We start from the raw sequence: 8,956 nt of genomic DNA on the forward strand, positions 1-8,956 counted from the left end.
ACACCATCCATGGCGGCGACGGCGACGACACCATCCTGGCCGGCATCGTCAGCTCGGGCAGCTATGCCCAGACCCAGGCCGACACGCTCTATGGCGAGGGCGGCAACGACCGCTACATCGTGGTCAGCCAGTATGACGCCGGCACCGTCAGCTTCGACGGCGGCACCGGCACCGACACGCTGGAACTGCGGTCCGACAACCTGACCAGCTACAACGGCTACGACCTGGAATATTATACCGACGTCGCCTCGCCGAAGATCGACATCAGCGGCATGACGCTGACCAGCGTCGAGACGCTGGCCCTGACCGGAAGCAAGCGCCACACGGTGACGATGACGGCGGCCCAGGCCAACGGCTTCACCAGCGTCACCGGTGCCGTGACCGGCGACGCCTTCGCCATCGCCGGGGCGTCGCTGTCCGGCAGCGTCGGGTCCGGCACCGGCAGCGCGCTGCAGGCCGGACAGGTTCAGGCGGAGACGGTGAACGGCGTCACGCTGGTCCATGTCGGCCTGGATTCCACCGCCGGTGCCGACATGACCTTGCGCATCGCCGGCAGCTTCGCCGCCTCGGACATCAGCCTGTCGGGCAACACCATCACGCTGGGGCAGGCCGGTTCCGGCGGGTCCACCGGCGGCGGCGATACCGGGGGCGGCACCGGTGGCGGCACGGGTGGCGGTACGGGGGGAACGGGCGGTCTGACCCTGACCGGCACCGACGCCCGCGACTATCTGGCCGGCGGCAGCGGCAACGACACCATCATCAGCAACGCCGGCAACGACTACATGGTCGGCGGCGCCGGCAGCGACACCTTCGTCTTCAAGCCGGGCGACGGCTGGGATTACATCGGCGACTTCCAGGCCGGCAGCGGCGGCGACGTGCTGAACGTCGCCGGCTGGAGCGGGCTGAAGGACTTCGCCTCGGTGATGGCCGTCACCGTTCAGGACGGCGCCAACACCGTCGTCCGCTTCGACAACGGCAACAGCGCCATCCTGGCCAACGTCACCCGCAGCAGCCTGACCGCCGCCAACTTCTCCTTCACGACGGCGGGCGGTTCCACCGGGGGCGGCACGGGCGGGTCCACCGGCCCCACCGGCCAGACCATCACCGGCACCTCGGCCGGGGAGTTCCTGGCCGGCGGCAGCGGCAACGACACCATCACCGGCAACGGCGGCAACGACTACATGGTCGGCGGCGCCGGTCGGGACACCTTCGTCCAGAATCCCGGCGACGGTTGGGACTGCATCGGCGATTTCCAGGCCGGCACCGGCGGTGACGTCGTCGATCTCCGCAGCATCTCCGGCTTCTCCAGCCTGAACGACGTGTTGACCCACTCGGCGCAGAACGGCGCCGACCTGTCGATCGAACTCGGTACCTTCAACTCGATCAAGCTGATGGGCGTCGACCGCAACAGCCTGACGGCGGAGAACTTCCTGTTCGCCAGTTCGGTGGGGTGATCGGGGGGATCTGACCGCTCCCTCTCCCCCGCTCACGCGCAAACTTCGTTTGCGCTGACGCGACAGGCGGACCTTCGGTCCGCCGAAAGCGGGAAGAGGGTCGGGGTGAGGGGGATGCGCGGCGTGGCTATACCGAAAATCCTTGCTGTGCGTCCCCCTCACCCTAACCCTCTCCCCGGGGGGGAGAGGGGATTTCGGGCCCTATCGCTTTACCGTTCCACCGCGACCGGAACGTTCAGGGCGTTGCGCTTCGATACCGCTTCGTAGACCGGCGGGAAGGCGGGGCGGTTGATGTAGCGGCCGGCGCCGCGCACCGCGCGGCTCTCGCCCAGCGCATGGACGATGCGGCCCTGGCTCAGCGTGTAGGCCGGGGTGCCGGTGACGGTCATGCCTTCGAAGATGTTCAAGCCCACCTTCTGCATCTGGGTCTTGGCCGAGATGGTCTTGGTCGCCTTCGGATCCCACACCACCAGATCGGCGTCGGCCCCGACGCTGACCGAGCCCTTGCGCGGGTAGAGGTTGAAGATCTTCGCCGCGTTGGCGGAGGTCACGGCGACGAACTCGTTCATCGTCAGTCGGCCGGTGTTCACGCCGTGGGTCCACAGCGCGGTCATGCGGTCCTCGATGCCGGCCGTGCCGTTCGGGATCTTGGTGAAGTCGTTGCGGCCCATCGCCTTCTGCTCCGCACAGAAGCAGCAATGATCGGTGGCGGTGGTGTGCAGGTGCCCCGCCTGGAGACCGCGCCACAGGGCGTCCTGATGCTCCTTGGGGCGGAAGGGCGGGCTCATGACGTGGCCGGCGGCGAAGTCCCAGTCGGTGTTGCGGTAGACCCCGTCGTCAATCAGCAGATGGCCGGCCAGCACCTCGCCGAACACGCGCTGGCCGTCATTCTGGCCGCGCTCGATGGCGGCGAGCGCTTCCTTGGCCGAGACATGGACGATGTAGACCGGGACGCCGAACACCTTCGCCACCTGAATGGCGCGGTTGGCGGCCTCGCCCTCCACCTCCGGCGGGCGGGAGAGCGGGTGCGCCTCCGGACCGGTCAGGCCCTGGGCCAGCAGCTTCTTCTGGAGCTGGAAGACCAGTTCGCCGTTCTCGGCGTGGACGGTGGGGATGGCGCCCAACTCCAGGCAGCGCTGGAAGCTGTTCACCAGCGTCTCGTCATCAGCCATGATGGCGTTCTTGTAGGCCATGAAGTGCTTGAAGCTGTTTACGCCATGGTCGGCGACCAGCGTGCCCATGTCCTGCCGCACGCTCTCGTCCCACCATGTCACGGCGACGTGGAAGCTGTAGTCGCCGGCCGCCTTCTCCGCCCAGCCGCGCCAGGTGTGGTAGGCCTCCATCAGGCTCTGCTTCGGGTTGGGGATGACGAAGTCGATGATCATCGTCGTGCCCCCCGCGAAGCCGGCGGCGGTGCCGCTGAAGAAATCCTCCGTCGTCACCGTGCCCATGAAGGGCAGTTCCATGTGGGTGTGCGGGTCGATGCCACCGGGCATGACGTAGCAGCCGCCGGCATCCACCACCTCGGCCCCCGCCGGCACGTCGAGAGTGTCGCCCACCGCGGCGATGATGCCGTCCTGGCAGAGGACATCGGCGCGGCGGGTGTGCTCGGCGGTGACGACGGTGCCGCCGCGGATCAGGATGGTGGACATGCTCGGGCGCTCCCTCAGAGGTTTTGTGGGACGGAGTCGGTGGGCGTTTCGGAGAGGTCAGGTTCAGGCAGGCCGGCGGCGCGCAGGACCAGCCGCAGCACCTCCGCCGTCATGGCGGCGAAGTCCTGGCGGGTCAGGCTGCGGCGGCCCAGCACCTTGCGGATCTGGACGTCGAAGTCGGCGTAATGCTGGGTCACCGCCCAGATCATGAACAGGAACTGGCGGGCGTCCACCGGGGCCATGCGGCCGGCGGCGACCCAGCCGTCGATCACCGCGGCCTTGGCGTCGACCAGCGCTTTCAGATCCTCGGCCAGGAAGCGTTCGACCTGGGTCCCGCCATGCAGGATCTCGTTGGCGAAGACCTTGGAGGCGTGCGGGCGGGTGCGCGATGCCTCCATCTTGGCGGTGACGTAGGCGGTCAGCGTCGCCGCCGGGTCGGCGTCGGGGGTGAAGGAGGCGATCGGCGCCAGCCACAGCCGCAGGATGTTGTCGAGCACCGCGCGGTAGAGATCCTCCTTGGTGCCGAAATAGTAATGCAGGTTGGCCTTGGGCAGGCCGGCCCGCTCGGCGATGTCGGCCATGGTGGCGCCGGCGAAGCCGGCCTCGGCGAAGACGCGCTCGGCCGCCTTCAGGATGCGCTCGATGTTCTCACGCCGGATGCGGCCCTGGGGCGACGTGGTGTCGGTGGTTTCGGCAGCCGTTCGCGCCATCGCGTTCGCCATTGCTGTTGTTCAAAGCCCTCTCCCGCCCCGGGAGAGGGAGGGGACCCGCGCCGTAGGCGTGGGGAGGGTGAGGGGTGATCCAAGAATTCTGAACCGCATGGCTTCGTGCCTGACCCCTCACCCTTCCCATGCTCCGCATGGGCCCCTTCCCTCTCCCGGGGCGGGAGAGGGAGAGGATCACGCGGGGGTTTTCACCTGTTCGGCCATGGCGTTGGCACGGTCGAGCACGGCGTGCAGCAGCACCTCGCAGCCGGCTGTCGACCATTCCGGGGTCGTCTCCTCGACCTCGTTGTGGCTGATGCCGTCGATGCAGGGGATGAAGACCATGGCGGTCGGCGCGACCTTCGACAGGTAACAGGCGTCGTGGCCGGCGCCCGACACGATGTCGCGGAAGCTGTGGCCGGTGCGCTCCACCCCCTTGCGGACGGCGGCGACGCAGGTCTCGTCGAACTTGATCGGGGCGTAGTACCAGATCTGCTGGAAATCGGTCTCCAGCCCAATCTCGCCGGCGATGCGCTCGACCTCGGCGCGCAGCTCGCCGTCCATGGCGGCGAGGATGCCGTCGTCGGGATGACGGAAATCGACGGTGAAGAAGACGCGGCCGGGAATGACGTTACGGCTGTTGGGATGGATCTGCATCAGCCCGACCGTGGCGCAGGCGAGCGGGCCGTACTTCAGGCCGATCCGGTTGACCGCATCGACCACGCGCGCGGCGCCCAGCAGCGCGTCCTTGCGGCGGACCATCGGGGTCGGGCCGGCATGGGCCTCCTGGCCGGTGAAGGTGATCTCGTACCAGCGCTGGCCCTGGCAGTCGGTAACGACGCCGATGGTCTTGCCTTCGATCTCCAGGATCGGACCCTGTTCGATGTGGGCCTCGAAATAGGCGCCGACCTTGCGCCCCCCGACCTCCTGGTCGCCGGCATAGCCGATGCGGGCCAGCTCCTCGCCCATCGTCTTGCCGTCGAGGTCGGCGCGGGACAGGCCGTAGTCCAGATCGAACACCCCGGCGAAGACGCCGGACGACACCATGGCCGGGGCGAAGCGCGAGCCCTCCTCGTTGGTCCAGACGGCGACTTCCACCGGCGCCTCGGTGACGTAGTTCATGTCGTTCAGGCTGCGCACCACCTCCAGCCCGGCCAGCACGCCATAGACGCCGTCATACTTGCCGCCGGTCGGCTGGCTGTCGAGATGGCTGCCCATGATGACCGGGGGCAGGCTGTCGTCGCGGCCGGGGCGGCGGGCGAAGATGTTGCCCATCCTGTCGACGGAGACCGTGCAGCCGGCCTCCTCGCACCAGCGCACGAACAGGTCGCGGCCCTGTTTGTCGAGGTCGGTCAGCGCCAGCCGGCACACGCCGCCCTTGGGCGTGGCGCCGATCTGCGCCATGTCCATCAGGCTCTGCCACAGGCGCGAGCCGTTCACGGCGACATTCTGCGGGGTGGACATGTTGCTCTCTCCTGAACGTCGTTCTTATGAGGCGGCAGTTATTCGGCGGCTTCGGGGACGCGCATCGGGTTGCGGGCGTCGTTGGGCCAGGTGACGTAGGGCAGGTCGGTCTGTTCCGGCACCATGGTGATGCAGTCCGGCACCGGGCAGACATGGCTGCACAGGTTGCAGCCGACGCACTCCTCGTTGACCACGGTGAAGACGCGGCGGCCTTCCCCTTGGTCGATGCGGATCGCCTGGTGCGAGGTGTCCTCGCAGACGATGTGGCAGCGGCCGCAATCGATGCACAAGGCGGGGTCGATCACCGCCTTGGTCGAGAAGTTCATGTTCAGGTCGTTCCAGTTGACGACGTTGCGCACCGCCCGGCCGCTCAGCTCGTCAAGGGTCCGATATCCCTTCTCGTCCATCCAGTTCGACAGGCCGCCGATCATGTCCTCGACGATCTTGAAGCCGTAGGTCATGGCGGCGGTGCAGACCTGCACGTTGGTGGCGCCCAGCGCCAGGAACTCCGCCGCGTCGCGCCACGTGGTGATGCCGCCGATGCCGCTGAGCGGCAGGCTGCGCGTGTCGGGGTTGCGGGCGATCTCCGCCACCATGTTCAGCGCGATCGGCTTCACCGCCGGGCCGCAATAGCCGCCATGGCTGCCCTTGCCGTCGACCACCGGGGTCGGGGCCATGGCGTCGAGATCCACCGCGACGATGGAGTTCACCGTGTTGATGAGCGACACCGCGTCGGCGCCGCCGCGCTTGGCCGCTTCCGCCGACCACAGGATGTTGGTGATGTTGGGGGTCAGCTTGACGATCACCGGCAGGTTGACGGCGTTCTTTACCCAACGGGTGACCTGCTCCACCATCTCCGGCACCTGCCCGATGGCGGAACCCATGCCGCGCTCGCACATGCCGTGTGGGCAGCCGAGGTTGAGTTCCAGGCCATCGGCCGCCCCGGTCTCGGCGACGCGGCGTGCCAGCCCGGCCCAGGCCGCCTCGGTCATGGTCGCCATCAGCGAGACGACCATGGCACGGTCGGGCCAGTCGCGCTTGACCTGGATGATCTCCTGCAAATTCACGTCCAGCGGCCGGTCGGAGATCAGTTCGATGTTGTTGAAGCCGATCATCCGGCGGTCGGTGTCGAGATGCGCGCCGTAGCGGCTGGAGACGTTGACCACCGGCGGGTCCTCGCCCAGCGTCTTCCAGACGACACCGCCCCAGCCCGCCTTGAAGGCGCGGACGACGTTGTAGGCCTTGTCGGTCGGCGGGGCGGAGGCCAGCCAGAAGGGGTTGGGGGAGCGGATGCCGGCGATGGTGCTGCGAAGATCGGCCATGATGTGGCTCCCTTTCCTCAGGCGGTCAGGTGGCTGTGGATGGCGAGTGCGGCGAGCTTGCCGTCCTGCACCGACTGGACCGTCAGATCCTCACCCGTCGCGACGCAATCGCCACCGGCCCAGACTTTCGCCAACGTGGTGCGGTAGGCGCCGTCGATGGCGATCTTGCCGCCGGTGACCTGCAGCCCGTTCAGCGCGTCGGCCGACAATTTCTGGCCGACCGCCTTCAGCACCATGTCGGCCTGGAGGGTGAAGGTCTCGCCGGTGCCGGACAGCTTGCCGTCGCACAGGCGGGTGCGCTCAAAGGTGATGGTGGTGTCGCCGATTTCCTTGGGTGCGGCGAAGGTCTTGAGAACGACGCCCTCGGTCTGGGCCAACTCCTGCTCCCAGGCGGTGGCGCCCATCTGGGCACGGCCGCGGCGATAGACCAGGGTCACGTCCTCCGCGCCCAGGCGCTTTGCCTGGATGGCGGCGTCGATGGCAGTGTTGCCGCCGCCGATCACCACGACGCTGCGGCCGACGGCGGGCGGCTGGCCGGGGGACGCCTGACGCACACGCTCGATAAAGGCGGTGGCGTCCTCGACGCCCGCCCGCTCCTCGCCGGGGATGCCGAGGCGGTTGTTGGCGCCGAGGCCGACGCCGAGGAACACCGCGTCGTAATCGGCACGCAGGCTGTCGAGCGACAGGTCGGCGCCCAGCCTGCGGCCATGCTCCACGCTGATGCCGCCGACGCCGAGGATGAAGGCGACCTCGCGCTGGGCGAAATCATCGGCCATCTTGTAGGGTGCGAGGCCGTATTCGTTGAGGCCGCCGGACTTCGCCTTCGCCTCGAACACCGTCACCTCATGGCCGAGCGTGGCGAGGCGGTGGGCGCAGGACAGGCCGGCCGGGCCGGCGCCGACCACGGCGACGCGCTTGCCGGTCGCGGTGGCGCGGGGGAAGGGGTGGGCCGGTTCGCCGTCGATCAGTCGGTCGGTGGCGTGGCGCTGCAGCCGGCCGATGGCGACGGGTCGGTCCTCCGCCCGGTTGCGCACGCAGGATTGCTCGCACAGCGTCTCGGTCGGGCAGACCCGGCCGCAGGTGCCGCCCATGATGTTCTCCGACAGGATCGTCGTCGCGGCGCCTTTCAGGTTGCCGGTGGCGATCGAGCGGATGAAGGCCGGGATGTCGATTCCGGTCGGACAGGCCTTGATGCAGGGGGCATCAAAGCAGAACAGGCAACGGTTCGACTCGGCCAGCGCCTGCACCGGCGTCATCGCCGGGCTCAGGTCGGTGTAGGGTGAGGCGCGGTCGTCTTCGGTGTCGGCGAGCGTAGCGATCAGGGTCATGGCGGATGGCTTCCCTTCGGTCGCAGAGCGGCGTGTCTACCGAAGTGTCAGCAACCCGCGTGCCAAGAGAACCACCCAGCACTGCCAAGGCACAGAGGCGGCGGAAAAGCTGACTGTTCGGTCAAGAACTGACGATATGGACAGGCATGGCTCCATCATGCCAGCCATGCGGATTGCACGCAACTCAGCCTTTCGGCGCCTCTTTTGGCGGCGTAGCGCAAGAAACGCATGGAAAATGGGGAGAGTGGGAACAGGAAATTACGCCGTATCAAAGGGTTGCATCGTGGCGCCGCTGCCTTCAATTTCGGCAGCGCTTTATGCGAGAGGATAGAGGGTGCCGTCATGTCCGCTCCGTCCAACCTGCTGATCGACCGCACCGCCACGCCCATCGGCGAACTGATCGTGATCGCCGACACCGACGGCGCCTTGCGCGCCATCGACTGGACCGACCATGAGGACCGGCTGCACCGCCTGCTGCGCCTGCACCATCCCGGCGGTTACGAATTGCGGCCGTCCGCCGATCCAGGCGGGCTGACGCGGGCGATGGATGCCTATTTCGCGGGCGAGCTTGCGGTGATCGACCGGTTGCCGGTGCGCACTGGCGGAACGCCGTTCCAGCGCGCTGTCTGGGCGGCGCTGCGCGGTATTCCCTGCGGCGGGACCATTTCCTACCGCGAACTGGCGGCACTGGCCGGACGTCCGGCGGCGGTGCGGGCGGCGGGGCATGCCAATGGCGCCAACCCGATCAGCGTCGTGGTGCCCTGCCATCGGGTGATCGGCTCCGGCGGGGCGCTGACCGGCTATGGCGGCGGGGTGGAGCGCAAGCGCTGGCTGCTGGCGCATGAGGGGGCGGTGGTGGGGGAAATCTCCCTCTCCCCCCCGGGGAGAGGGTCGGGGTGAGGGGGATGCATTGCGTGGCGATCCCGAGAATCCTCGCTGTGCGTCCCCCTCACCCTAACCCTCTCCCCGCTTTCGGCGGACCAAAGGTCCGCCTGTCGCGTCAGCGCAAACGAAGTTTGCGCGTGAGCGGGG

General features: G+C 68.1%; 6 protein-coding genes and 1 pseudogene. 2 read left to right on the forward strand and 5 right to left on the reverse strand.

The features are described from left to right. Positions 1-1,454, forward strand: a pseudogene (locus TSH20_RS33525) (hypothetical protein); the annotation flags it as partial. A gap of 209 nt (positions 1,455-1,663) precedes the next feature. On the opposite strand, the gene hydA reads toward TSH20_RS33525, so the two are convergent. From hydA to TSH20_RS33560, 5 genes are all read right to left on the reverse strand, one after another. Next, a complete protein-coding gene (hydA, locus tag TSH20_RS33535) occupies positions 1,664-3,106 on the reverse strand; it encodes a dihydropyrimidinase (RefSeq protein ID WP_109157637.1) in 1,443 nt (480 codons plus the stop codon). A 14-nt stretch (positions 3,107-3,120) separates the two neighbouring features. After that, a complete protein-coding gene (locus TSH20_RS33540) occupies positions 3,121-3,816 on the reverse strand; it encodes a TetR/AcrR family transcriptional regulator (RefSeq protein WP_247871696.1) in 696 nt (231 codons plus the stop codon). Positions 3,817-4,005: 189 nt separating this feature from the next. After that, positions 4,006-5,274 carry a Zn-dependent hydrolase gene (locus TSH20_RS33550; protein ID WP_109157635.1) on the reverse strand — a complete coding sequence of 423 codons (1,269 nt, stop codon included), beginning with the start codon at positions 5,272-5,274 and terminating at the stop codon, positions 4,006-4,008. Positions 5,275-5,312: 38 nt separating this feature from the next. Further along, positions 5,313-6,596 (reverse strand): NAD-dependent dihydropyrimidine dehydrogenase subunit PreA, encoded by a 1,284-nt coding sequence (gene preA, locus TSH20_RS33555; RefSeq protein ID WP_109157634.1) that lies wholly within the window; start codon positions 6,594-6,596, stop codon positions 5,313-5,315. Positions 6,597-6,613: 17 nt separating this feature from the next. Continuing rightward, complete coding sequence (locus TSH20_RS33560; RefSeq protein WP_109157633.1) at positions 6,614-7,924, reverse strand: NAD(P)-dependent oxidoreductase; 1,311 nt, start codon at positions 7,922-7,924, stop codon at positions 6,614-6,616. A gap of 342 nt (positions 7,925-8,266) precedes the next feature. Between TSH20_RS33560 and ogt the strand changes: the two genes are divergently transcribed. Further along, positions 8,267-8,824 carry a methylated-DNA--[protein]-cysteine S-methyltransferase gene (gene ogt / locus TSH20_RS33565; protein WP_109157632.1) on the forward strand — a complete coding sequence of 186 codons (558 nt, stop codon included), beginning with the start codon at positions 8,267-8,269 and terminating at the stop codon, positions 8,822-8,824. Positions 8,825-8,956 lie beyond the last annotated feature (132 nt).

It is taken from the genome of Azospirillum sp. TSH20 (assembly GCF_003115935.1).
Lineage (GTDB): Bacteria > Pseudomonadota > Alphaproteobacteria > Azospirillales > Azospirillaceae > Azospirillum.